Genomic DNA, 24311 nt, shown 5'->3' on the forward strand with positions numbered 1-24311 from the left:
CCGACCTCCGTCGTCGCTCGGGTGATAGCCGAAACGACACTACAAGCCAGCGGGGGCTTAGGGTTGAGCGCTGTGCGGGAAGAATTGGTGTGGATCGACTGCGAGATGACCGGGCTCGACCTGGGGAGCGACAAGCTCATCGAGATCGCCGCCCTGGTGACCGATGCCGAGCTCAATGTCCTCGGCGACGGTATCGACGTCGTCATCCACGCAGACAATACGGCGCTGGACGGCATGGTCGAAGTGGTTGCCCAGATGCACCGCCGGTCCGGGCTCACTGAAGAGGTCCGCTCGTCGACCATCGACCTGGCAGCCGCCGAGGCCCTCGTCCTGGACTACATCCGCGGCCACGTGAAACAGGCTAAGACCGCACCGCTGTGCGGCAATTCGATCGCCACCGACCGTGGCTTCATCGCCCGGGACATGCCGGCGCTGGACAACTATTTGCACTACCGGATGATCGACGTCAGCTCCATCAAGGAGCTCTGCCGACGTTGGTATCCCAGGATCTACTATGGCCAGCCCGAAAAGGGGCTCGCGCACCGGGCTCTGGCCGACATCCAGGAGTCGATCCGGGAGCTGAAGTACTACCGGCGCACCGCTTTCGTGCCCCTGCCCGGCCCGTCTACCAGCGAAATCGCCGCCGCGGCCGCCGAGATCGGCGGGCCCGCCGCCGCGGATTCGGCTGTTGAGGCAGACAACGGCTAGTATCGACCACGCTGCTGCCGTCCACCAGGACGGTTTCCAGCGATGGTGGCTGTAGTTCAGTTGGTAGAGCACCAGGTTGTGATCCTGGCTGTCGCGGGTTCGAGTCCCGTCAGCCACCCTGCAGGTCAGGCCCCGTTTTCGGGGCCTGACTTTTTTCTTGGGTGAAACCAGTGCACCCTTCGTGAACGCATCGCCGGGGAAACCTTTACTCAAGTCGTATCAGACGCTGAGCCACCAGATGAAGAGACGCAATGAGATTGGCTGGATCTGCCGGGCCTGGGCGGGGTGAGGGGGGTGTGGCGCTTCGATCGGATGGCCACGGTGTGTCACCCGGAGTCCGGGCGGGTGACGGCGAGCTTCGCCGGGGTGGCCAAGCACTACGGGGTGTCGGTTGCGATCTGCCCACCGCGGCGCGGCAACCGCAAGGGTGCAGTGGAGAAGTCCAATCACACCGCGGCGCAACGGTGGTGGCGCACGCTGCCCGACGACGTGACTGTCGAACAAGCGCAGGACGGTCTCGACGAGTTCTGCCTGCCACGTGGCGACACCCGGCTGCGCGCGACGATCGCCGGCAAGGCCTCGGTGGCGACTCTGTAGCCAGCCAGTAGGGGTTACATCCGATGCCGGCCCGGCCCTATCCGGCGATCCTGACCACACCGTGGGTGGTGTCACGGCAAGCAACGCCGCCGAATCTCACCACCGGCGGGCACGTCGCGTCCAGGCGATCGACCTAGTCTCACCATCGCGGGATCTTGTCCCCGGAACAATCGAAGCGCCCGGCAATCTAGGGTTCCAGGCGTCGTGCTCTTCGGGAGCGATCACCTCAGCGCGCCGAAGCGTTGGCGTTGCCCGCTTTCCACTGCGGCCACGGAATGTTCCAGTCGCCGAGGCCTTCTGTTCCTGACAGTGTCGAGCCGAGGGTGTTGTGGACCTCGACGATATCGCCGCGCTTGGTGTTGTTGTAGAACCACTGCGCGTTGCTCGGGCTGGCGTTGAGGCAGCCGTGGCTGGTGTTGGAGTAGCCCTGCGCACCGACCGACCACGGCGCGGAATGGACGTAGATGCCGCTGTAAGACATCTGGGTGGCCCAGTCCACCTCGGTGCGATATCCGTTGGGCGAGTTGGACGGAACGCCGTACGTCGACGAGTCCATGATCATGTGGGAGAGCCGGTCGCCGATGATGTAGACGCCATTGTTGGTGGGCGTGCTGTTCTTGCCCATCGAAATCGGAATCGTCTTCTCGACGACGCCGTTGCGCCGGACGGTCAGCTGCTTGGTGTCGTCGTCGGCGGTCGCGATCACCTCATCGCCGATGGTGAAGTGCGATGTCAGATTCTGCTGACCGAACAGCCCGTCGCCGAGATCGACACCGTAGGTGTTGACCGCGACGTCGACGGTGGTGCCCGGCTTCCAGTAATTCTGCGGGCGCCAGCGCACCTCGCGATTGTTGAGCCAGTAGAAAGCGCCCTCGACAGGCGGCTTAGTGGTCACCTTGATAGCGCGCTCGGCGGCCAGCCGGTTGGGGATGTTCTCGTCGAAGCGCACCGCGATGGGTTGGCCGACGCCGACGACCTCTCCGTCACCGGGCAGCAGGTACGGCATCGTCAGGTTCTCGGGCGACTGCGTCTCGAAGGTGATCTTCTCAGCCGTCACGCCGCCCAGGCCCAGTGACTGCGCGGTCAGCGTGTAGCTCTTGTTGTAGCTCAGCGGCTCGCTGGTCGCCCATGTGACGCCGTCGGGGCTGAGCTTGCCCTCCACCTGATTGCCGGCCGCGTTGACCATCGTCACCGAGCCGAGCACCCCACTGGTCGCGGTGACCGTCACCGGCCGGTCGAGCGGGACGTCGACCGCCCCGTCTTTGACCGACGCTGTCAGCTGTGGAATCAGCAGATCGCCGTAGGGCGTCCCCTTGTCGTCGATGACGTTGACCGGCGTCGGCCCGGCCGGTTCGGTGCTGCACGCGCTGAGCCCGGTCAGCAGGGCCGGGACGAGCGCGAGCACAGCCAGACGACTCCCCAATCGCGGACGGTGTGCCGAGCGGGCCTGCTTCATATCACTCTCTGTCTTGCTAGCTGTGGAAACGCTGGTGATGGTTGGCAATATTCTAAGGGCTGTTCGGCGAACCTGGCGACTGCACAGGTCGACAGGCTTGGCCCCGGCCGCCTTCGCAATTTCATGTTCAGCCGTGGTGTTTGTTATTGTCGCTGACGCGGTTCGCGCCGTTAGCTCAGTTGGTAGAGCAGCTGACTCTTAATCAGCGGGTCCGGGGTTCGAAACCCTGACGGCGCACCAGGTCAGAGGTAGTTTTGGGAAAGGGATTGTAGCTAGAGGGACAGCTGAACGGGATCATCGCAGGTCGCGGAATGCCAAGCCGGGCCAGCGCGCCGGTGCCCTAGTTACACTCCCACCCCAGAACGATTCGCTCATCGCTCCGATGCCGCAGCCGGTCTCTTGAGTGCTCTCGTGGTCGCAGCGGGGCTACTAGCTTCCGCTCCCGGCGCGGTTGCGCAGCCGAGCACCGACGACATTTACATCCTCGCTCTGGATCACGCCGGAGTGCCGTATCTATCGCGGGCATGGGCGATCAACCTGGGTCGCGCGGTCTGCACGTTCCTCGATACCAACCCGCACAACACAGACGTCGATGCAGCGGATGTCATCGTCGCCAACAACCCGATCATGAGTGAGTGGAACGCCGGAAGTGTTGCGGGCATAGCGACAGCCGCATACTGCCCGCAATACCGTCCAGATGCCGCTCCCGTTCGCGGTGGCTGGGCGTAGGCACAAAAAGCCCCGCGGCGGGAGCATCCCCAACCGTCCCAACCGTGCCGAGCCCGCATAGGGCCAGGGTTTCACCGAAGCGCACCGACGTGTATTGAGAGCCCGCATAATCGCTGCGGTGAATAGTGTTGCCCAACAGCGGATTACCCTCACCTACGCGGAGTTGCGCGGCATGGCGGATCGCTTGGCGCACGAACCGGTCCGGATCAGCGATCGTGGTGCGGACCTTCTTCCGGCGGGTTACCCCCTGCCACCCGTTGGCCCGCATCAACCGCTCCACGGTGCAACGCGCCACCATGATGCCCTGGCGTTGCAGGTGAGCCCACATCTTGGTGGCCCCATAGAGTGACTCACGTCAATCTTCTCGTCAGGTCGAATGGCGGTCCCACGATCCGTCCGACGACCTAATGCACCACACCCAGGTGGTGGTGGCCGGCGCGGGCACCGAAACGACAGGACGCGTTGCGCTGGACGAACTGCTCAACCGGTTCCCGGACTGGGACATCGACTATGCAGGAGCCAAGCTTGCGCCAACGTCGACGGTGCGGGGCCGGGAGCGACTGCCCACCGTGCTCCCCTGAGCGCACGCGACGTTGCCCACGGTCACGGCGCACACCTCGCGAGGCCGTATGAGATGCGTCGCTGTGCGTTATGCTGAGCAACCCGTTACGACAGCTAATTGACCAGCGGATATGCGCGGCAATAGATAACCGGCGCTGAGCGTTGAGCGGAAATACACCGCATTGTGCTGCAGTAATGTCGCGGACCCTGTTATAGTCACCGTTAGCTGTATTGACCTGCAGCCGCCCCGGGCGATACGCCCAGTGATGGAGTGAGGACTTAGCCGCATGGTGCCGGAGAACCTGGTTCAACGCCCCGCAGGCGACGTAGCTCCGCAGCCCTGCGCGCCAGTGACTCCGATGCAGGTTCATAGCTGCAGCCGGATCGGCCTGACCGCCAATCCCCCGGGATTTCGGCGTGCGCTCGGCCAGTGGTTCCGCCGCCGCTGACCGTTATCCGTTACGGATTCGGCGGATCACCAGCACAACCGTCACCACACCGACACCAGCCAGCGCCGCGGCCACCGGCGGCCTCTTCACAAAGTTCAGCAGCGCCGTCTTGACGTCGTCGGCGATGCGCTGCGGATTGGCCCGCACAGCCAACGAATCCACCGTCGCCGCCAACCGGTCACGAGCCTGATCGATCTCGGCTTTGATGACCTCGGGATCCCGGTCCGCCACTTCAGTCCTCCAAATTGCCGTCCTGCCCGACTACCCTAGAGCAACCCGGGCCAACCCCGATGCTCCGGTAGATGAAAGGACCATTAGGTGACGGACACAGCACGCCTCGAAGTCGGCGACACAGCACCGGCATTCAGCCTGCCCGACGCCGAAGGCGAGACGGTGAAGCTGTCCGACTTCAAGGGTCGCAAGGTGATCGTCTACTTCTACCCTGCCGCGATGACCCCCGGCTGCACCAAACAGGCTTGCGACTTCCGGGACAGCCTGGCCGAGCTCAACGGCGCGGGCATCGATGTGGTCGGCATCTCCCCGGACAAGCCGGAGAAGCTGGCCAAGTTCGCCGAGCGGGACGAGCTGACGTTCCCGCTGTTGTCCGACCCGGACAAGAAGGTCCTCACCGAGTGGGGCGCCTACGGCGAGAAGAAGCTGTATGGCAAGACCGTCCAGGGCGTGATCCGGTCGACGTTCGTCGTCGACGAGAAGGGCAAGATCGAGGTCGCGCAGTACAACGTCAAGGCCACTGGCCACGTCGCGAAGTTGCGGCGGGATATCGCCGGCTAGGCCAACTCTCCCAGCTTCGCCAGCAGCAGCGCCTCGGTGGTGGCGGCGCGCTCCAGCACTCCCAGGTGCAGGCTCTCGTTGACGCTGTGCGCCTGAGTGCTGGGATCCTCCACGCCGGTGACCAGAATCGTGGCGTCGGGGAACGCTGCCGCGAACTCGGCGATGAACGGGATCGAGCCGCCCATGCCCATATCGACGACGTCGGTGCCCCAGGCTTGGCGGAACGCGGCGCGGGCGGCGTTGTATACCGGCCCGCTGGCGTCGATCGCGTACGGCTGGCCGATATCGCCCGGGATGACCTTGACGTGCGCGCCCCAGGGCGCATGCTGCTCGAGATGACGGCGCAACGCGTGCAGATGGGCTGCCGCGTCACCGCCGGGAGCCACTCGCATGCTGACCTTGGCGCTGGCGCGCGGAATCAATGTGTTGGACGCCTTGGCGATCGGTGTGGTGTCGATGCCGATCACAGTGACTGCTGGCTTGGCCCACATGCGTTGCGCCACAGGGCCCGAACCTAACTCGTGAACCCCGTCCAGCAACCCTGATTCGGTACGCACCCACTGCGGCCCGCGGTCCACATCGGCAGCGGTCGTCTCGTACAGGCCCTGCACCGCGACGTTGCCGTCGTCGTCGTGCAGGCTGGCCAACAGGCGCACCAGCACACTCAGCGCATCGGGCACCACACCGCCCCACAGCCCCGAATGCAGGCCGTGGTCCAACGTGGCAACCTCGACCACACAGTCGGCCAGCCCGCGCAACGAAACCGTCAGCGCGGGGATCTCAGAGGTCCAGTTATCCGAATCGGCGATCACGATGACGTCGGCGGCCAGCTTGTCCTTGTGCGCGGCCAGCAGCCGGCCCAACGACGGCGAACCCGATTCTTCCTCTCCCTCGACGAACACCGTCACGCCGACCGGCGGGTTGCCGTCGTGCGCGCGGAACGCTGCCAGGTGGGTGGCGATACCGGCCTTGTCGTCGGCGGTGCCGCGGCCATAGAGCCGGCCGTCGCGCTCGGTGGGCTCGAACGGCTCCGAATTCCATTGCGCTGGTTCGCCTTCCGGCTGTACGTCGTGATGGGCATAGAGCAGAACGGTCGGCGCGCCGGGCGGGGCGGGGTGGTGTGCGATCACCGCTGGCGCACCGCCTTCGGCGACGATCTCGACCTGCGTGAAGCCGGCTTGGCTCAGCAGCTCTGCGACCGCACGCGCGCTGCGGTGCACTTCGTCGCGACGGGCTGGGTCTGCCCACACCGATTGGATGCGGACCAGGTCTTCGAGATCAGCGCGGACCGAGGGAAGCACGGCCTGCACGCGTTCGACGAGATCGCTCATGGCGACGACGTTAGCGGTTACAAAGTCTCCAGGATGGCGACCGCGGCGGCGGTGTCACCCTCATGGGTCAGCGACACGTGAATCGTCACCTCGGCCAGATGCTTGGCGATATCACCGGTCAGGCGGACCTTGGGCCGGCCCCACATATCGGTGATCACCTCGATATCGCGATGAATGCCTTCGGGCAGGACCGGGCGCTGCGCGAAGCGTGAACCCGACCAGGCCTTGATGACGGCTTCCTTGGCGGCCCACCGGGCGGCCAGGTGCCGCGCCGCCACCGAACTCTTGTCGGCGGCGTCGCGGCGCTCACCCGGGGTGAACGTCTCGGCGAATACCGTTCCGGGCTGGTCGACCTGCTCGGCGAAATCGGGAATCGAGACCACATCGATCCCCACACCCACTATCGCCACGCGAGCACCCTAGCGGATGCGCACATGCTCATCGCACGTAGGTATCGTCCTCGCCCAGCCGTGATGCCGGGTCGAGCAGCATGGCCGCTTCCTGACGCTTCTCGGGTGCGTCATGGTCGAAACGGCGATCGGCGGGCTTCTCGTACATCGGCGGGCCACCGGCGATGGCTGAGGCCAGTCGCCGCTGACCGGCCAGCACCCGGTCGTTGGCCCGCTTGGTGTAGTGCGCCCGCTCCTGCTCACTCAGCGAGGCCAGGAACGCCTGCGGGTGCACCAGCGCAACCAGACCCGACACGTGACCGAAGCCGAGGCTGGTGACCAGGCCCGCCTTCAGCGGGAATTTGTCACCCAAGCGCAGGGTCTCCCGCGCCCAGACGAAGTGCCCGGAGGTAGCTAGCTCGTCGTCGACGCAATCCAGGCTGCGGTTCGGCGGAATGACGCCGTCGCGCAGGATCTGGCACAGGCCCATCATCTGGAAGACCGCGGCACCGCCCTTGGCATGGCCGGTGAGGCTCTTCTGGCTCACGACGAACAGCGGAGCACCGGCGGCGCGACCCATCGAGTCGGCCAGCCGCTCGTGCAGCTCGGTCTCGTTGGGATCGTTGGCCAGCGTCGAGGTGTCGTGCTTGGAGATCACCGCGATGTCGTCGGCGCCGACGCCCAGCTTGGCCAGCGAACGGGCCAGCTGCGAATCCTTACCGCCGCGCCCGGCGCCCAGAGCGCCGAGCCCCGGAGCCGGGATCGAGGTGTGCACGCCGTCACCGAAGCTCTGCGCGTAGCCCACCACGGCCAGCACCGGCAGACCCATCTTGAGCGCCAGGTCACCCCGCGCCAGCAAGATGGTGCCGCCACCCTGGGCCTCCAGGAAGCCCAGCCGGCGACGGTCGTTGGCGCGCGAGAACTTCGAGTCGCTGATGCCCTTGGCCCGCATGGTCGCGGTCTCGGCCGTGGCCGCCATGTCACCGAAGCCGACGACCGCCTCCACCGTCATATCGTCGAAGCCACCGGTGACCACCAGTTCGGCCTTGCCGAGGCGGATCTTGTCCATGCCCTCTTCGACCGACACCGCCGCGGTGGCGCAGGCGCCGACCGGGTGGATCATCGAGCCGTAGCTGCCGACGTAGGACTGGATGACATGCGCGGCAACGACGTTCGGCAGGACCTCCTGCAGGATGTCGTTCGGCTTGGCCTGGCCAAGCAGGTTGCCGTGGTACATCATCTCCATCGACGTCATACCGCCCATGCCGGTGCCCTGTGTGGAGGCCACCAGGCTGGGGTGCACCCAGCGCATCAGCTCGGTCGGGGTGAACCCTGAGGACAGGAACGCGTCGACGGTGGCGACGATGTTCCATAGCGCCACCCGGTCGATCGAGCTGGCCATATCGGGGGTGATGCCCCAGACCGTCGGGTCGAAGCCGGTCGGGATCTGCGCCCCCACCTTGCGCGACAACTTGGTCTTGCGGGGTACGCGAATCTCGGTGCCCGCCTTGCGGATCACCTCCCAGTCCGAGGAGTCCGGCACCGGCCGGATGACCGTGCGCTCGGGGTCGAACTCCACGAACGCACGCGCGTCGGCCTCCGACGACACCACGAACCGGAAGTCCTTGTCCAGGAAGACACTGACCAATAGCGGCGTGGTGTGGTCGGCGTCGAGAACCCCGTCGCCGACGAATTCGCGGATGCCGCACCGCTCCACGACGGCGTCGTGGTAGCGCTCGACCAGCTCGGCCTCGTCGACCATCTCGCCGGTGGCGGTGTCGTACCAGCCCGGCTTGGGATCGTCCTCCCACTTGATCAGCCCGGTGGTCCAGGCCAATTCGAGCACACCGGCGGCCGATAGCTCGGCGTCGACCTCCATCTCGAAGCGGGTACGCGACGACCCGTACGGGCCGAGTTCGGCACCGCCGACGATGACCACCAGGTCCGCCGGGTCGACGTCGATGTCGGCCCACTCCGGCGGCGTGTTCGCGACGTAGCCACGCGGCGGTGACGGCAGGGCGGCGATGGTGCCTGCCGCCGGCTCGTCGTCGGATGCGGTTGCCTCAGCAGTCATTTCCTCGCGGGCCTTGGCGGCCAGCTCGGCCATATCGAGCTGAACATCGCCGAGCCCACCGGTCAGGTCCACCTTCAGCGCGGTGTGCGCCGAGGCGACTTTGGCCTCGATGGTGCACAGATCCAGCAGCATCGCTGCCATCTCTTCCGTGCTGTAGGTGGTGACGCCGGCCTCTTCGACCGCACTGACGATGGCGTCGTTGTGGCCCATCAGGCCGGTGCCCTTGGTCCAGCCGATCAGCGCGTGCGCGAAGCTGACCCGCTGTGCCCAGGACGTTTCCGCGTTCCACCGGTTGACCACCGCGTCCAGCGCGGACTTCGACTCGCCATAGGCGCCGTCACCGCCGAACATGCCGCGGTTCGGTGAGCCCGGCAGCACCACGTGCAGCCGCGAAGCGATATCCCGCTCGGCACCGATGGCCGACAGCCCGCCAATCAGCCGCTCGACAGCCCACAGCAGAACTTTCATCTCCATCTCGGACCGCGATCCGGCCTCCGACAGATCGCCGGCCACCCGCGGCGCGGCGAACGGGAACAGCAGCGTCGGGGTCAGCGCGTCTTTGAGGTGAATCGACTGCGGCCCAAGGCTTTCAGTCTGCTCACTGCCGACCCACGACGCCAGCGCGTCGATATCGGCATAGGAGGCCATGTTGGCCGGGACCACCCACAGCGACGCACCGAAGCGAGCATTGTCGCGGTAGAGGGCCTTGTAGAACGCCAACCGGTCGTCGTCCAGCTTGGAGGTAGTCGCGACCACGGTGGCACCGCCGTCGAGCAGGCCAGCCGCCACCGATGCGGCGATCGATCCCTTCGACGCCCCGGTGATCACCGCGACCTCGTCGCTGTAGTGACCCTTGTTCGGATTTTCGGCGCCCGCGGCGATCCGCCCGAACAGCGAGGCATGGATGTTGCGGCCGGCAGCCAGCGCCCGGCCCTGCCACCAGTTGGCCTGAGTGGCCACGACATTGCCCGCCCCCTCGAAACGTGCCCCGAGGCGCATCCAGTCAGCGTCGATATCACCTTCGTCGGCCAGCCACAGCTTGACCAGATCCTCACGCGCACTGGCCCAGCGGTCGTCGAGCAGCACCGCCTTCTTGGCGTCGAACGCCGGCGCCACCAGTCGCGGCCAATCCGAGCCCAGCTCGGCGGTCACCAGGTCGATCAGTTCTGCGTCGGTGGCTGACGGAGCGGCCATCACCGGGGTGTCCAGACCCAGCTGCCCCAGCACCAGGCGGGCGGCCGAAGCCAGCACGCCGTCCTGGCCCGTAATCTGCTCGGCGAACTCGGTGAGCGCGGCCGAGTCGACCACACCACCGGCAGCACCGCCGGCAGACGGCAGCGAGACCGCAATTCCCTTGCGGGCAGCCACCGCAAGAACCGCGGCATCGACAACCTTGTCCACGGCTCCGGCGTCGGCGAGTGCGCCCTCATGCAGCCCACCCAGCGCACCACCGCGAACGCTGCTGCCCTCGCGGGTGCCCAGCGCCAGTTCGGCGGTGACGTGCTTGGCCCAGCCGTCGCCGAGTTCCCATGTCTTCTTGACGCGTTCGGCGATCGCAGCCGGACGCTTGCCGGACGGGCCGAGCACCGTGCGCAACTGATCGTTGATCGCGTCCGAGAGCACCGGACCGAACGGCTTGTAGGTGCGCGCCAGCTTGCAGACCTGACTCTTCAGCGAGCCCAGGTCCGCCTCGGCGGCACCGTCGATGGCACCCAGGTTCAGCTCTGAACCGAGATCGACCAGCAGCTGATTACGCCGCGAGGACGCACCGTCGGTGATCGATTCGATCGAATCCAGCAGCTCGATCTGATCGATGCGCATCTTGGCGCTCAACGCGATCAACGCCAACGTGGCATCGCCCGCATCGAATCCGATGTCATCGGGGCGCGGCCCGCCCGACGGCGCAGCGGCTGGGGCAGCCCCAGCCGGGGCGGCTTCGGCCGAGACCTCGGCGGCTGGGGCCTCCTCGATATCGGAGTCGTCGGTGGCCGGATCCTCATCAGTGGCGAACAGCACAGCGGCGTCGCGCTCAGAGTTGAGCACTTCCACTGTGCTGTGGGCATATTCGGGTAGCTTCAGGGTGTTGCCGGCCAGACCGGCCACTGTCGGCGCGGACTTCACGCCGATCTCAACGAAGCGCTCGACACCCAGACCGCCCGCGGCCTCCTCGATGAATAGCAGGTCCTGCGTCTCGATCCAGCGAACGGGGCTGGCGAACTGCCAGGCCAGCAACTCGACGACGACTTTGCGGCACAGCTGGCCCGGCTTCTCGTTACGCCACGTGTCGTAGTCGGCCAGGATCTCGTCGAGCGGCTCGGCGGGCACCAGATCGCGAATCTCCTGGATGAAGTCGCGGTCCAGAGTGAACGGCCGCGGCACCAGGTTCGGGATGTAGCGCCCGACGATCAGTGCCGGGTCGGGATCTTCGGGCATGACACGTTCCAGCGCCCGACGGAAGTCATCGACGCCGACCCGCAGCACGTCGGAGTGGAACGGCACGTCGATACCGGGGACGAGGATGAAGGACCGCTTCCCACCGCTGATTTCGCGGCGCCGCTCAACCTCGTCCTCCAGCGCCTCGAGGCCGCGTACCGTGCCGGCGATCGCGTACTGCGAGCCGCGCAGGTTGAAGTTGACGATCTGCAGGAATTCGCCTGTGCGTTCGGCGATTTCAGCGACGAAATCCTTGACATCGTTGTCCGCCAGGTCGATTTGCGACGGCCGGATGGCGGCCAGGCGGTAATTGGACCGGCCCATCTCGTCGCGCGGGACGATGTCGTGCATCTTGCTGCCGCGGTGGAACACCACCTCAAGCAGCGCCTCCAGCTTGTAGACGTTCGAGACGCACGCCAGCGCGGTGTACTCACCCACCGAGTGGCCGCAAGCGATCGCGCCCTCGACGAACGCGCCCTGCTCCCGCATCTCGGCAACCTGGGCGGCCGCGACGGTGGCCATGGCGACCTGGGTGAACTGCGTCAGGTAGAGCACACCGTCGGGATGTTGGTAATGCACACCAGAGGCGATCAGGCTGGTCGGGTTGTCCCGCACCACATGCAGCACCGAGAAGCCCAGGGTGTCGCGGGTGAACTTGTCGGCGGTGTCCCATACTTTGCGGGCTGCCTTCGAGCGCGCGCGCACCTCCATGCCCATGCCCTTGTGCTGAATGCCCTGACCCGGGAAGGCGTACACCGTCTTCGGCGCCGACAGGCGGGCGGTGGCGCTCATCACGAGGTCGGTGCCGACCTTGGCGGTGACCTCCAAAACCTCGGCACCCAAATCAATTCCGACCCGATCGACGCGGAAGTCGATCTCGTCGCCCGGCTTGACCATGCCCAGGAAACGGGCAGTCCAGCCGATCAGCTTGGCCGGCGGTACCGGCTTGCCGTCGGTGGCGGTCACCACGTGCTGGGCGGCAGCCGAGAGCCACATGCCGTGCACGATCGGCGAATCCAGGCCGGCCAGTAGCGCGGCGGCCTGGTCGGTGTGGATCGGGTTGTGGTCACCGGAGACCACGGCGAACGGGCGCATGTCGACCGGCGCGCCGACGGTGACGTCACGACGGCGACGGCGCGGGGTGTCGGTGGCGTTCAACGACACCGCTCCCCCGGCCCGTACCGGATCGGTGAGCTCCTCTGCGCCGGTGCGGCCACGAATCGCGAAGCGCTCTTCGAGGACCGCCAGGATCATGCCCCTGGCATCGGTGACGTTGACCGTCACCGGCACGACCCGGCCGACCTCGGTATCGGTGGCCACCGAAGCCGTTGCGGTGACGGTCAATTGGGTCGGTTCCTTGGGCAGCGGCTTGAGCAGCTGGGCCGCGTGGTCCAGGTGCACCAGGCTCAGCAGGCCCTCGACGACCGGGAAGCCGGAGTCGGTGGCTGCGGCACCGATCGCGGCGAACACGGCCGGCCAGCAGCGGCCGACCAGAGCGTCGGGAACGGTCGTCAGCGTCGGCGCCAGCGGTGTGCCGAACGTCGCCGTCACACCGGTGTGGTCGGCCACCCGTTCGGGATCCCACTCGAAGGTGACCGTGGTGGAGCCGTTGACCACCGGCGGCAGCGCATCGGGGCCGTCGACCCCGGCCGCGATCGCCAGCACGGCGCGCATCGCAGCAGCGGCGTCCTCGGTGCGGACCACCGGGATGCCGCCGTCGCTCACGGCGGCGGGCAGCGTGTAGGCGATGTCAATCCAGGTACCCGACAGCGGGACACTGAGGACGACCCGGTCAGCGGCGACCACCTCGAGCCGGGCTCCGGTGGAATGGTTGGTGGCGGAACGGTTGTCGTGCACCAGCCAGTCGGCCGGCACCGCGATCCGGTGCACCGGGTTGGTAGCGGTGCGCCCCGCCCACAGCACGTCGGGCGAGTCCAGCACGATGGCCAGCGGACCGGCCACATCGGTGCGCACGCGCAGTCGCGCGGCGGCAAGCTCGGGCTGGGCGCCTGCGGCCAGCACCTCGTCGACAGCGGCCTGCTCGAAGCGATCGAGCAGATCGCCCACCGGCTCGTCGACCCGGTCGATGCCGACGACGGCCTGGGTGCCCGGGATAATGCACACCTGGTCGGCGGTGTAGCGGGCGTCATGGGCCTGCCATAGCGAGTCGCTGCGCCACCAGCGCCGCACATCCTTGTCGATGACCGGGACGAAGTTGACGGGCTTGCCCAGCGTCTTGCACAGCTGCACGAAGAACGGCACGTCGGCCGGATGCAGCAGCACCGACGCGGCGTCGGGGTAACGGGACAGCAGAGCCCCGATGGCGGCGTCCGGATTCTCCAGCAGCCATTCACCGTCGGCGGAGGACGCGTCGAATAGGGTCTCGATCGGGCCGGTGTCGGCGACGTTGAGCCGGGCCTCGGCGCGCTGCAGCATCTCGGCGAAGCGGTCGCGCCAGGTGATGTCGAGCCACGGCGAGTCGGCGATCTTGGTATCGGCGGTCGAGTCACCGTCGCCGATGGCGAGCTCGATGTAGCGCTGCAGCCACTGCAGGTAGCTCATGTCGGCGACGTCGCCGAAGTACGGCTTGGCGGTGATCGCCATCGCCGCGATGATCTCGCCGCGCCGCGCCGCGACGGCCTCAGCGTCACCGGCGACGTCGTCGAGCAAGCGGCCGCAGCGGGAGGCGGCGTTGTCGATCTCGTGGATGTCGGCGCCGAGCTGGCTACGCCCAGATGCCATGCCGTTCACGGCTTTTCCGGCCCCGACCCAGGCGTCGGTGCCCGTGGTGTCGACCAGCAGCTGCTTGACCGCCGGTGAGGTGGTGGCCTCCAGGCACGCCATCGCGGCGGTACCGACCAGGATGCCGTCGACCGGCATGAGCGGGTAACCGTAACCGGCCGACCACCGGCCGGACAGGTACTCCGCGGAACGCTCCGGGGTGCCGATGCCACCGCCGACGCAGACGGTGATGTTGGCACGGCCGCGCAGTTCCGAGTAGGTGGTCAGCAGCAGATCGTCGAGGTCCTCCCAGGAGTGGTGGCCACCGGCGCGGCCGCCCTCGATGTGGACGATGACAGGCTTGGTGGGCACCTCGGCCGCGATCCGGATGACCGAGCGGATCTGCTCGACGGTGCCCGGCTTGAACACGACGTGGGCGATGCCGACGGTGTTCAGCTCCTCGATCAGCTCGACAGCCTCTTCCAGATCGGGGATGCCGGCGCTGACCACGACACCGTCGATCGGCGCCCCGGACTGGCGCGCCTTCTGCACCAACCGCTTACCGCCCAGCTGCAGCTTCCACAGATAGGGGTCGAGGAACAGTGAGTTGAATTGGATCGTGCGACCCGGCTCGAGCAGCGTGGCCAATTCTTCTATGCGCTTGTCGAAGATGGGTTCGGTGACCTGGCCGCCACCGGCCAGCTCGGCCCAGTGCCCGGCATTGGCCGCGGCAGCGACAATCTTGGCGTCGACGGTCGTGGGGGTCATGCCCGCGAGCAGGATCGGCGAGCGCCCGGTGAGCCGGGTGAACTTCGTCGAGAGCTTCACCGAGCCGTCGGGCAGACGGATCACCGACGGCGCGTAGCTCGACCACGGCTTGGCCACCTCGGGCACCGCACCGACGGTGAACAGGTTGCGCTGTCCGCCGCGGGTGGCGGCCGGCACGATACCGATGCCCAGGCCGCGGATCACCGGCGCGGTGAGCCGGGTCAGGATGTCGCCGGGGCCCAGGTCGAGGATCCACCGGGCGCCGGCTTCGCTGAGTGCGGTGACCTCTTCGACCCAGTCCACCTGCCTAACGAGGATCGCGTCGGCCAGGTTGCGGGCGAGGTCGACGTCAAGACCGACCGCGGCGGCCCAACGGGAGACGATGTCGATACCGTCGGCCAGCCGTGGGGTGTGGAAGCCGACCTCGACTTGGACCGGATCGAACATCGGCTTGAACACGGCACCGCCGCGGACCTTGTTCTTGCGGTCTGCGGCCTCAGCGTCGGCGATCTGCTCGCAGTACAGCTCGAATCGGGACAGCTGTTCGGGGGTGCCGGTGATGACGACCGAGCGCCGTCCATTGCGGATCGACAGCACCGGCGGGAGCACCGTCCGGACGTCCTGAGCAAACTCCTCAAGTAGTTCGAAGATGCGCTCGGGGTCGGCATTGGTCACCGAGACCATCGGCGGGCGGTCACCGAGGACAGAGATACCGCGGCGACGGGCCACCAGAGTGCCCGCGGCACCGATCAGCTGGGCCAGCGCCAGCAGCTGGACGTCCTTGGCGCCGACGGCGCGCAACGCCTCGACGGCCAGCACGCCCTGCGAGTGGCCTGCGAGCGCCACCGGCGGGGCCGCAGCCAGATCCATGCCCTGACGGGCCAGCGCGCGAATAGCGGCGATCTGGGTCAGTAGCACGCCCGGAACCGACACCGCCGCCGACGTCAGCTGCTTGGCCGTGGGGACCGGTTCCTCGGCGGCCAGCGCGCGCACCCAGCGCAGCGGCTCGAAGCCGATCGGACGGACCACCAGCAGTTCGTTGGCGACGGGCTCGAGCAGCAGCTCAGCCTCACCGGCCAGGGTTGCCAGCTCGGACTCGATACCGGCAGAGGTGACCAGCTCCTCGAGGGTCTCCAGCCAGGCACTGCCCTGCCCGCCGAAAGCCACGGCGTAGGGCTCGCCGGCATTGAGCCGGTCGACGAGAGCGTGGGCACTGGTCTGCTTGGCGTTGCCGCGCCGTGATCCGTCGCCCGTGGACAGCCTGTCGTGCTCGTGGATCGTCACCTGGTGTATCTCCCTGTCGTGCTCATCGTCGCGTCGTCGCTTCGTACGTGTTGGCGTCTGCAACCTGCGCTGCCCTGCGGAGGTGTCGTCGGCGATTCCCCGTCGAATCACGGCGTCCGCCCGATCCCGTCGGCTAGGGGCCTGCGAACATCCCGGCCGTACTAAGAGTGACATAAGAACCAGCACCATTTCCCGTCCGATATTGGTTACTGGCGAGTTCTACGCACGGGTAACGGGACAACCGGTAACACAGCGCCGAACGGGCGCTAGACCATCCGGGACAAACGTCCTGCATGCAGGTGGTTACGGTCGAGTAGGTGCAATAGCGCAGATCAAAGCCCGACTGTTATCGAATCGTTACCTACCGATTTCGTGCCAAGCTGCGCCGGCAAGGACCTCCAGCCAAGCACTTGCTCGGTTTTTCAGTCCACAATTGTTCACCAAAATGGCGTCAAAGAGTTTGCTGGCAAATCCTTACTGGCGGGTAAGTAATACCCGTTGAGTCAGTCCCACTGCCCGAATTGGGGCTTCATGATGTTGTTCAGGTCCACCCCGACGCCGGCGACCTCGCGCGCGTCGATCTCCACCTGGTGCAGGTGCGCGGCGGGATGGGTGTAGCCCTTCGGCGAGCCCCAGTTGTGCTGCCAGAACCAGGATCCGATGCCGTCCTGCAGCGCCCAGTCGATGACCTTGGAGTTTCCGTACACGCCCACCCGCGGGTGTCCAATCACCGATTCCCAAGCGCGCAGATACGGCACGATCTGCGCTTTGTACTGATCCAAGCTGGGATTGTCATCGATCGACACATAGATCGGAGCCCCGACCGGACCACCGGCGGCGGTGTGCAGCGCCCAGCCCCGCTTGGCGTGCATCACGCCGGCCTCTTGCCCGCCGAGCCAGTCGGCGCTGTCCGCCTTGCCGAACTGGTAGTTGGACACGATCTTGAGACCGGCCTGATAGAGATCGCGAGCCTCGGTCAGCTGAATCGGCTTTCCCAGCATCCACTCTCCGCCGGGGCGACGGTCAGAGACGTACCGGATAGCGCCAAGTGCGCCGGATGCCCGAAGGTCGCTGGCGCTGATCACACCGGCGGCATAGTCGAGGAGCACGCCGAGCGGTTCGGCGGTCGCGGTCGGCGGGGCCAGCGCCGACGCCCACGTCCCCAGACCCAACGCGGCCGGAGTCACGGCGGCCAACTTCAGCACGTCGCGGCGCGTCATACACACGCGCCTCAGAATACGACAGTTACCTCATTGATCTCATCAACGCCACTGGTCACATTCGCACCACGGTGCGTCTTGCCGAGTAATGGACGCGAGTCACCACCGTCGAGGGCGGGGACCTGGCGGTGGCCGATGGTGAACTGTTCGCGGAGGTGTCGCCGATCTTGACGTTGACCTTGCAGCCGGTCTTGGCGTACCGGTGGCTGCCGTACAGGGTGATCCCGGTGTGGCTGGCGCAGCGCTTCGGCGGGGATCCGGCGTCCACGCGGGTACAGCGCGGGTGTAGCCAGGGAATCAATTTGCGTGCCTGAGCGAAGATGGTGAGGCGGATCGGGGAAAGGGTGAACGGCAGTGCGGGCCTGGATGGTGTGGTCGACGGGAGCGTTGGCCTACATCGTCGCCGTTCTGGACCGGACCACCCTCGGCGTCTCCGGACTGGACGCCGCTAAGCGGTTCTCGGCCAGCCCTGGCGTGCTGTCGACGTTCGTGGTGCTGCAGGTGATCGTCTACGCGGCCGCGCAGATCCCAGCCGGCCTGCTGTTGGATCGTTTCGGGTCCAAGAAGATGATCCTGTCGGGGGCGGCCCTGATGATGGCCGGCCAGCTGGCGCTGGCGTTCACCGTCTCGCTGCCGATGGCGATCGGCGCCCGCGCGGTGGTGGGGCTTGGTGATGCGTTCACGTTCATCTCGGTGCTGAGGCTGGTCCCCCATTGGTTCACGCCGCGCCAGATCCCGTTGGTGACTCAATTGACCGGCATATCAGGGCAACTCGGCCAGGTACTCTCTGCGGTGCCGTTCCTCTCACTGTTGATCGGCTCGGGGTGGACAAGGGCCTACACGACCGTCGCGGCATTCGGCGTCCTGTCGATGGTGCTGACCCTGTTGCTGGTGAAGAACACCCCGCCCGGCGTCACCGTTCACGACCCAGCGATCAGCCTGCGCGAGACGCTGGCCAGCGTGAAGACGATCTGGATGCGTCCAGGCACCCGGTTGGGATTCTTCACCCACATGGGCACCCAGTTTTCAGTCACGGTGTTCGCGTTGATGTGGGGTGTCCCCTATCTGACGGTGGCACAAAATCTTTCGCGTGCCCAGGCGGGCACACTGCTGACGATCTCGGTGGTCGCCGCGATCGCCTTCGGGATCTTGATCGGTATGGTCACCGGCCGGCACCCGCACCGGCGTTCCTGGATCGTGCTGGGCGTCGTGATCAGCAATGCCCTGGTGTGGACGGTTGTGCTCGCGCTGCCGCACGCGGCGCCGCACTGGCTGTTGGTCGTTTTAATCGTCGTCATCTCGTTCGGCGGGCCGGGATCGATGGTCGGCTTCGACTTCGCCCGCACCTTCAACCCTCGGTCCACGCTGGGCACCGCGCAGGGCGCGGTGAACATGGGCGGCTTCCTGGCGTCACTGCTGGTCATGCAGGCCATGGGCATGATCATCGGCGCGGCCGGCGGCTATTCGTTCGACTCGTTCCGGCTGGCGTGGTGCGTGCAGTACGTGGTGTGGGCGCTGGCTATCGCCGGCATCCTGATCACCCGTAGGAAAGCGCTCCGCACCATCGGGGACATCGAGGAAAGCCGCTACCTGCTGGAGTGGTTCAGCGATGCCCAGGTGGCACCGACATCCCGAAAGGGTCGCTAACGCCCAAGCTCTGGGCGTCGATATCCCAGTCAGCCCCGAGCTGCCGTGCAAAACCCGACTCCACGGCGGCCCGGGCTCTAACTTTTCCAGCCGCGGTTGGACTGGTTTTGGTAATCGATTGTCATCGCGTGTTATGACCTGTTGGCGCTGATGCCCGTTAGTGTTGGGCCATGGTCAAGGTCTTTCTGGTCGACGACCACGAAGTCGTTCGCCGCGGACTGATCGATTTGCTGTCTACCGATCCCGAGCTCGAGGTGATCGGCGAGGCTGGCTCCGTTGCCCATGCGCTGGCACAGATCCCGGCGCTGCAACCCGATGTCGCGGTGCTCGACGTCCGGTTGCCCGACGGCAATGGCATCGAGTTATGCCGCGAACTGCTCTCCAAAATGCCGGACCTGCGGTGCCTGATGCTGACGTCGTTCACCTCCGATGAGGCGATGCTGGACGCCATCCTGGCCGGCGCAAGCGGTTACGTGGTCAAGGACATCAAGGGAATGGAATTAGCGCAGGCCATCAAAGACGTCGGCGCCGGTCGTTCGCTGTTGGACAATCGGGCGGCGGCGGCGCTGATGGCCAAGCTCCGCGGTGCCGCGGAGCGGTCCGATCCTCTGTCGGGTCTGACCGAGCAAGAGCGGGTGCTGCTGGGCCTGCTTGGCGAGGGTCTGACAAACAAGCAAATCGCCGCGCGCATGTTTCTGGCCGAGAAGACGGTAAAAAACTACGTGTCTCGATTACTGGCAAAGCTTGGTATGGAGCGAAGGACCCAAGCCGCAGTGTTCATCTCCAAGCTCGACCAGAATCATCGATCCGAAGACTGAAGCGCCGCTGCCAATCTGACGGCAGCATGGTGTGTTGTGACCGGTAACCGAGTCAAGGGCAGGGCCCGCGATGGTGCGTATCCGCTGCGAACCACCGACACCGTCGCCGGTGTGGTGGTGATCGAGGAGATCCGCACCGCGATCTTCGATCTACACGCCGGGTCGGCGGGAACAACCCGGCTGCGCCAGCGCCTCAACGATGCGGTCGGTGCGTTCACCGGTTCGGAGGTTCGCATCACGGTCCAGTACGTTGGGCCGCTATCGGTGATCGCTGCCCTGAGTTACCGAGCCACTATCACCGGCATCCGCACGCCGTGCACCACCGCTGTGCTCACCGAACCCAGCAGCATTCCGGCGAAGCCGCCGCGGCCATGACTGCCGACCACCACCAGCTGAGCCGACTCCGACTGTTCGATGAGCTGATGCGCGGCGCGGTCAGCGACAACCAGCCGCTGCACCACGACATCGGGATAGCGCTCCCGCCAACCGGATAACTGCTCGGCGAGCGTCTGTTCACCCAGGGTTTGCATCGCCGACCAGTCGACACCTGGAACGTCGAAGACTCCGGTATCGCTCCACGCGTGCACCGCCACCAAGTCCACCCCACGGAACGACGCCTGCTCGAAGGCGACCGCCAGGGCCCGCTGCGAGAATGGCGAGCCGTCGACGCCCACCACCACCGGGGCGCCTGCGGGGTTCACCATCAACGGGTCCTGGTCGTGGATGATCGCCACCGAGCAGTGCGCGTGATGCACCAGCCCGGTGCTGACCGACCCGAGCAGTGCACGGGCGAGGGCCCCGCGACCGCGGCAACCCACCACTACCAGCTGGGCATCCTTGGACAGACTGACCAGGGTCGGCACCGCAGGCCCCGAGATCATGTCGGTGCTCACCTCCACCGGATGGCCAGTGGTCGCTGCCACGAGGATCTCGGCTGCGGAGTCCAGGATCTCTCGACCCGAATCCTCTTGCCAATGAAGGTAATCCGGCGGTGTGGGCACCTCGGCGAACATCGTCACCGCGGGCGGATTGAGAACGTGCACCAACCGCACCGACAGCCCGCGTAACGCCGCGGTACGCGCCGCCCAGTCGACGGCGACCTTGGACTCCGGAGAACCGTCGACGCCAACCAGGACATCGTATTTAGTTGCAGCAGTTGACATTACACGTCTCTTCCAGTTCGAACACCTCGGACAGCGGGCGACGCGGCGTCGCGGGCAGCGGGTTGGCGTTCACCGCCGCCCAGCCCACCCGCAGCATCATCTGGGGATAGCCACTGGTCCCGAAGACATCGGCGCGCACCGCTTCCCGGGTTTCGGCGATCTCGAGCGGCTCGGTCACCGGGCAGGTCGCCAACCCCATCGCCGTCGCCGACAGCAATACCAAACTCGTTGCCTCCCCGGCACGTAGCCGCGCCATATCGTCATCGGTGTCGGTGCCCAGCGCAATCAGGACGGCGTTGTCATCGGCGGGCGGGGTCTTCGCGGGCTGCGCCAGCGCCGGGCCAGCGAACACCCGCGCCGGGACCGCCGCGTGCGGATCGAAGACCGGCGTATTGCGCGCGGGCACCCCGGCGACCGCCCCATGCCGGCCGCTCCAGGCGCTAAGTTCGCTGAGATAGCCGGAGTCGGTGGCGTGTCGCCAGACCGACTGCGCAATGATCTCGCTCAGGTGCGGCAACAAGTCGATTTGGCGCAGCATCACCCCGGCGCGGGCCGCGCGGGCACCCATCAGCGCGATGTCCCCGCCGGGCACCGGCCACGAACTGTAGTTGCGCCGGTCCGTGCGTCGCCGGGCGATCGCGGCCGCCAGCGCGATGTCGAGCTCGCCGGCAGGCTGCGGGTGCACCTCGATCGCTGCCAGATGGTCGCGGTCGGCGGCATCGGGGAAGCGGCCGATCTTGGGTTGCCAGCCCAGTGCGGCCAACGCCACCGCGCCGTGATGAAGAGCAGCACCACAGCTCACCAACAGGTCGCGACGGTCTGGATCGGTATTGGGCAGATGCCGGCTGGGGTCGGCGTACAGGTGCAGGCTGTGCGGCCCGACCCGCCAGCGCCAGGGCTGCGAATTGTGCACCGAAGGCGCTTGAGTCGCCAGGGTCAAGACGGCCCGAACCGTGTCAGGGTCGGGAAACTGCACACTCATGAGTCCACTGTCGCCTGCACCGCCAGAATCTGACAGAGACGTAAGTCCCCAGCTCTGGGGACTTAATCGACGATCCCGGTCTCAGGGATGCCGGCTGGTCACTCCACCGTCGACGACCAGGTGCGAACCGGTGATGAACGACGCCTTGGGCGACATCAGGAATGCGACCGCCGCGGCGACTTCCTCGGGATTGCCCAGCCGGCCGATCGGGGCGGCGGCTTCAAAACCCTGACGCACCTCGTCGATATCGATCGCGATCTGCAGCATCGGGGTGCGGATGAACCCGGGGCACACCGCATTGACCCGGATGCCTTCAGGACCCAGCTGGGCCGCCATCGCGCGGGTCAGTCCCAGCAGGCCGGCCTTGGAGGCGCAGTAGGCGGGGATGAACGGGTTGGCGGTCAGCGCCTCAATGCTGGAGATCCCGACGATGGCAGGTCCGGTGCCGGCGCGCGCGGTCTCCTGCAGGTGCGGAAGGAGCAGCTGTGTCAGCATCGCCTGGGCCTTGAGGTTGACGTCGAGAACGGCGTCCCACGATTCCGAGGTGTAGGCCCCGACCGGTTCTGGGATCACGCGCCCGGCGGCGTGCACCAATCCGTCGATTCCGTCGAGCTCCGTGGCGGCGGCATCGACGGCTGAGCTCAGCGCGACCCCGTCGCAGACGTCGATCACCGCGTGCGGTTGACCGAGAGCCCCGGCGATGTCGGCGACCTCGGGCGCGATATCCCAGAGCGCGACGCGGCGCCCGTCGGCGATCAACGCTTCAGCGGACGCCCGACCGATTCCCGATGCCGCTCCGGTGACGATGACACCGCTCATGCGTTACTCCTTTAGCGAAGCCCGCAGCTCCGCACTCGGCGGGTTGTCGAACCAGACGTTCTCCTCGCGCAGCTGCCTGCTGCGCCATCCGCTTTCGCTGCGGACCATAACCTGGTGGCAGTGGCCGCCGCATGCGCTTGTCTCAGTCGCACTGGACAACCGCATCGGGTTGTACAACATCGCCCGCACGGTCGCGGCATCCCGGCAGACCTCATCACGCCAGCCGGCCGGGCCCCACGAAGCTCGAATCGATGATGGCTCGCACCGTACGCCGACAACGGCCGCATTCCGCCCCGGCACCGCAGACGCTGGCCACCTCTTTGGTGGTGGTCGCACCCGCCTCGACGGCGTCGGCGACCACCTGGCTCGTCACACCGTTGCACAGACAGACGAACATGTGCGGACTCTCAGGCGCTTTCGTCCAAGCGCATGATGTGCTGCAACCGGCCGACGAATACCGACGGGTATGCGCCGATTCCAGTGCGGCCCATCCATTCCGCCGCGACATCGGGGTGATCCACCCAGGCAATCGCATCGGCCTCGTCGTCGAGTTCCTGCAGGATCAGCAGCTCATGTTCGTCGTCGAACGCCTGAAAGATCCGGACGGCCCGGACACCGGCGGCTTCAAAACGTGGCAGCCCGTTGTGGACGCTGTCGATCAACGCCGGCACATCCTCGATCGCGGCAATCGCCCCGACGATCACGCCCGGCGTGGTCCCCTCGGGCGGCTCGACGAGAGTCACCTTGTCCACCGTCTCCCCCGCGAAGATGGCGGGGATGTCATCGAGCCCCACAGCGTCGAACCAGTTCAGGAACACCCGCGAGCGCAGCACATCGAGGATCGGTTCCTTGCTGCGCAACGAGATCGTCACCATCACCCGGCCCGGGTCCCAGGTCGAGGCGTAGACGAGGACGTAATGCGCACCGAGGTCGACGAGCGCGGGCCTGCTGCGCTGAAGGACGGGCCACACCCGGCTCTGGTCCGGAACCCGGTAGTCCATGGCGAAGACGAGCGTGTGGGTCTGGCGCTGCGCCGTGCTGTCCACGCCGCTGCCGTCTAGTCGCTGGCCGGCAGCGGTGTGGCGGTCTTCTGCTCCAGCGGAGTGGCGCCCACGCTCAGGCTGCCCGCGCCGGCCTTGGTAACCAGGAGTTCGGCGCCGCCGGCGTCGATGTAGCGCTTGCCCATCACGGTGCCATCGGCGAAACCTGGATCCAGTTGGGCGCCTTCGGTTTTCTCGGCGTCGAGCGGGATCATCGGGACACCGCCGGCGCGCAGGTCGTCGAGACTGTCCGACGAACGCACGACGATCACCTGGGTGTCGCAGACCTGACTCTGCAGGCGGGTGCCGGTCTTGATCATGGTTGTCCTC

The 24311-nt window shown here is 66.5% G+C and carries 19 protein-coding genes, 2 tRNA genes and 3 pseudogenes; 10 read left to right on the forward strand and 14 right to left on the reverse strand.

All coding sequences use genetic code 11. The features are described 5' to 3' along the window. The first annotated feature begins 72 nt into the window (after positions 1-72). From orn to G6N13_RS23435, 3 genes and pseudogenes are all read left to right on the forward strand, one after another. A complete protein-coding gene (gene orn / locus G6N13_RS23425) occupies positions 73-708 on the forward strand; it encodes an oligoribonuclease (protein ID WP_163701163.1) in 636 nt (211 codons plus the stop codon). A gap of 45 nt (positions 709-753) precedes the next feature. Then, a tRNA-His gene (locus tag G6N13_RS23430) sits at positions 754-826 on the forward strand. A 155-nt stretch (positions 827-981) separates the two neighbouring features. Further along, positions 982-1388 (forward strand): annotated as a pseudogene (locus G6N13_RS23435) (IS21 family transposase); the annotation flags it as partial. 143 nt (positions 1389-1531) lie between these two features. On the opposite strand, the gene G6N13_RS23440 reads toward G6N13_RS23435, so the two are convergent. After that, positions 1532-2761, reverse strand: a complete 1230-nt coding sequence (locus G6N13_RS23440) for a L,D-transpeptidase (RefSeq protein ID WP_163701166.1) — start codon at positions 2759-2761, stop codon at positions 1532-1534. A gap of 164 nt (positions 2762-2925) precedes the next feature. Here G6N13_RS23440 and G6N13_RS23445 point away from each other — a divergent pair. Together G6N13_RS23445 and G6N13_RS23450 are read left to right on the forward strand one after the other, a co-directional pair. Continuing rightward, positions 2926-3001 (forward strand) — tRNA-Lys (locus G6N13_RS23445). A 171-nt stretch (positions 3002-3172) separates the two neighbouring features. After that, a complete protein-coding gene (locus G6N13_RS23450) occupies positions 3173-3490 on the forward strand; it encodes a DUF732 domain-containing protein (RefSeq protein WP_163701170.1) in 318 nt (105 codons plus the stop codon). A 22-nt stretch (positions 3491-3512) separates the two neighbouring features. Here the strand turns inward: G6N13_RS23450 and G6N13_RS26305 are convergent. Then, a pseudogene (locus tag G6N13_RS26305) lies at positions 3513-3842 on the reverse strand (IS3 family transposase); the annotation flags it as partial. 103 nt (positions 3843-3945) lie between these two features. Here G6N13_RS26305 and G6N13_RS23460 point away from each other — a divergent pair. Next, positions 3946-4071 (forward strand): annotated as a pseudogene (locus tag G6N13_RS23460) (cytochrome P450); the annotation flags it as partial. 432 nt (positions 4072-4503) lie between these two features. Here the strand turns inward: G6N13_RS23460 and G6N13_RS23465 are convergent. Then, positions 4504-4731 (reverse strand): DUF3618 domain-containing protein, encoded by a 228-nt coding sequence (locus tag G6N13_RS23465; RefSeq protein WP_163701174.1) that lies wholly within the window; start codon positions 4729-4731, stop codon positions 4504-4506. 87 nt (positions 4732-4818) lie between these two features. Here G6N13_RS23465 and bcp point away from each other — a divergent pair, with 87 nt between their 5' ends. Then, positions 4819-5292: a thioredoxin-dependent thiol peroxidase gene (gene bcp, locus G6N13_RS23470; protein WP_163701176.1), complete on the forward strand. Its 474-nt coding sequence runs from the start codon at positions 4819-4821 to the stop codon at positions 5290-5292. Here bcp and G6N13_RS23475 read toward each other — a convergent pair. From G6N13_RS23475 to G6N13_RS23495, 5 genes are all read right to left on the reverse strand, one after another. Further along, on the reverse strand, positions 5289-6623 hold the full coding sequence (locus G6N13_RS23475) for a dipeptidase (RefSeq protein ID WP_163701179.1): 1335 nt from the start codon (positions 6621-6623) through the stop codon (positions 5289-5291). The genes bcp and G6N13_RS23475 overlap by 4 nt on opposite strands. A 17-nt stretch (positions 6624-6640) precedes the next feature. Continuing rightward, complete coding sequence (acpS, locus tag G6N13_RS23480; protein WP_083119904.1) at positions 6641-7033, reverse strand: holo-ACP synthase AcpS; 393 nt, start codon at positions 7031-7033, stop codon at positions 6641-6643. 28 nt (positions 7034-7061) lie between these two features. Further along, positions 7062-16292: a type I polyketide synthase gene (locus G6N13_RS23485; RefSeq protein WP_163701182.1), complete on the reverse strand. Its 9231-nt coding sequence runs from the start codon at positions 16290-16292 to the stop codon at positions 7062-7064. Positions 16293-16795: 503 nt separating this feature from the next. Further along, the gene (locus G6N13_RS23490) at positions 16796-17518 is read right to left on the reverse strand and encodes a DUF1906 domain-containing protein (RefSeq protein WP_163701185.1); all 723 of its coding nucleotides are present in this window, start codon (positions 17516-17518) and stop codon (positions 16796-16798) included. Positions 17519-17567: 49 nt separating this feature from the next. Then, positions 17568-17780, reverse strand: a complete 213-nt coding sequence (locus G6N13_RS23495; protein WP_163701188.1) for a hypothetical protein — start codon at positions 17778-17780, stop codon at positions 17568-17570. Between the two features lie 86 nt (positions 17781-17866). Here G6N13_RS23495 and G6N13_RS23500 point away from each other — a divergent pair, with 86 nt between their 5' ends. From G6N13_RS23500 to G6N13_RS24410, 3 genes are all read left to right on the forward strand, one after another. Continuing rightward, positions 17867-19159 carry an MFS transporter gene (locus tag G6N13_RS23500; protein WP_163701191.1) on the forward strand — a complete coding sequence of 431 codons (1293 nt, stop codon included), beginning with the start codon at positions 17867-17869 and terminating at the stop codon, positions 19157-19159. Positions 19160-19329: 170 nt separating this feature from the next. Next, positions 19330-19977 carry a hypoxia response regulator transcription factor DosR/DevR gene (gene dosR, locus G6N13_RS23505; protein WP_163701194.1) on the forward strand — a complete coding sequence of 216 codons (648 nt, stop codon included), beginning with the start codon at positions 19330-19332 and terminating at the stop codon, positions 19975-19977. Between the two features lie 36 nt (positions 19978-20013). After that, positions 20014-20352: a hypothetical protein gene (locus G6N13_RS24410; protein WP_179965043.1), complete on the forward strand. Its 339-nt coding sequence runs from the start codon at positions 20014-20016 to the stop codon at positions 20350-20352. Here the strand turns inward: G6N13_RS24410 and G6N13_RS23515 are convergent. The 6 genes from G6N13_RS23515 to G6N13_RS23540 form a co-directional block, all read right to left on the reverse strand. Further along, positions 20259-21140 (reverse strand): universal stress protein, encoded by an 882-nt coding sequence (locus G6N13_RS23515; protein WP_163701197.1) that lies wholly within the window; start codon positions 21138-21140, stop codon positions 20259-20261. The genes G6N13_RS24410 and G6N13_RS23515 overlap by 94 nt on opposite strands. Continuing rightward, positions 21121-22122, reverse strand: a complete 1002-nt coding sequence (locus tag G6N13_RS23520) for an Acg family FMN-binding oxidoreductase (protein ID WP_163701200.1) — start codon at positions 22120-22122, stop codon at positions 21121-21123. Before G6N13_RS23520 ends, G6N13_RS23515 begins: the two co-directional genes overlap by 20 nt. Positions 22123-22203: 81 nt before the next feature. Beyond that, a complete protein-coding gene (locus G6N13_RS23525) occupies positions 22204-22941 on the reverse strand; it encodes an SDR family NAD(P)-dependent oxidoreductase (RefSeq protein WP_163701205.1) in 738 nt (245 codons plus the stop codon). A gap of 214 nt (positions 22942-23155) precedes the next feature. Beyond that, positions 23156-23338, reverse strand: a complete 183-nt coding sequence (locus G6N13_RS23530; protein ID WP_163701208.1) for a (2Fe-2S)-binding protein — start codon at positions 23336-23338, stop codon at positions 23156-23158. A gap of 10 nt (positions 23339-23348) precedes the next feature. Next, entirely contained in the window at positions 23349-23942 is a 594-nt protein-coding gene (locus tag G6N13_RS23535) for a fatty-acid--CoA ligase (RefSeq protein WP_163702475.1), read from the reverse strand. Positions 23943-23998: 56 nt separating this feature from the next. Beyond that, positions 23999-24301 carry a hypothetical protein gene (locus G6N13_RS23540; RefSeq protein ID WP_163701211.1) on the reverse strand — a complete coding sequence of 101 codons (303 nt, stop codon included), beginning with the start codon at positions 24299-24301 and terminating at the stop codon, positions 23999-24001. Between the last annotated feature and the right edge of the window lie 10 nt (positions 24302-24311).

It is taken from the genome of Mycolicibacterium sarraceniae (assembly GCF_010731875.1).
Lineage (GTDB): Bacteria > Actinomycetota > Actinomycetes > Mycobacteriales > Mycobacteriaceae > Mycobacterium > Mycobacterium sarraceniae.